We start from the raw sequence: 427 nt of genomic DNA, 5'->3' as shown, positions 1-427 counted from the left end.
CGCACCGATGAAACCCACCATCGACAGCGCAACTGACGATGTGGGGGCTGTCCAGTCGTCGCTGGCGAACCATGGCCTGACTGATGACCCGACCCCGACGCTGAACGGTAAGGCGGAAGCGGGCAGCATCGTGAAGATCTACGATCAGAGCGGTCTGCTGGGTTCCGTCACCGCACGCGCTGACGGCACCTGGAGCTACTCGCCGACCGCAGGTCTGAGCGAAGGCAGCCACCAGTTCTACGTGACTGCCACCGACAAGGCTGGTAACACCGGTGTTGCCTCGGATAACTTCGAGCTGATCCTGGACTTCACCGCACCTGACAGCAGCAAGGTCAGCATCACCAGCGTGGTTGATGATGCGGGCTCGGTCACGGGTAATATGGTTTCCGGCAGTGTCACCGATGACAACACGCCGCTGATCAAGGGC

Annotated in this window: 1 protein-coding gene; it reads left to right on the top strand. The window is 61.1% G+C overall.

All coding sequences use genetic code 11. The features are described 5' to 3' along the window. The coding region (locus GTGU_RS23685; protein ID WP_038163898.1) for an Ig-like domain-containing protein at positions 1 to 427 on the top strand (427 nt) is incomplete at both ends.

This window comes from Trabulsiella guamensis ATCC 49490 (assembly GCF_000734965.1).
Lineage (GTDB): Bacteria > Pseudomonadota > Gammaproteobacteria > Enterobacterales > Enterobacteriaceae > Trabulsiella > Trabulsiella guamensis.
The sequence above is the reverse complement of the archived record's forward strand: the minus strand, read 5'-3'. Positions and strand labels throughout refer to the sequence as shown.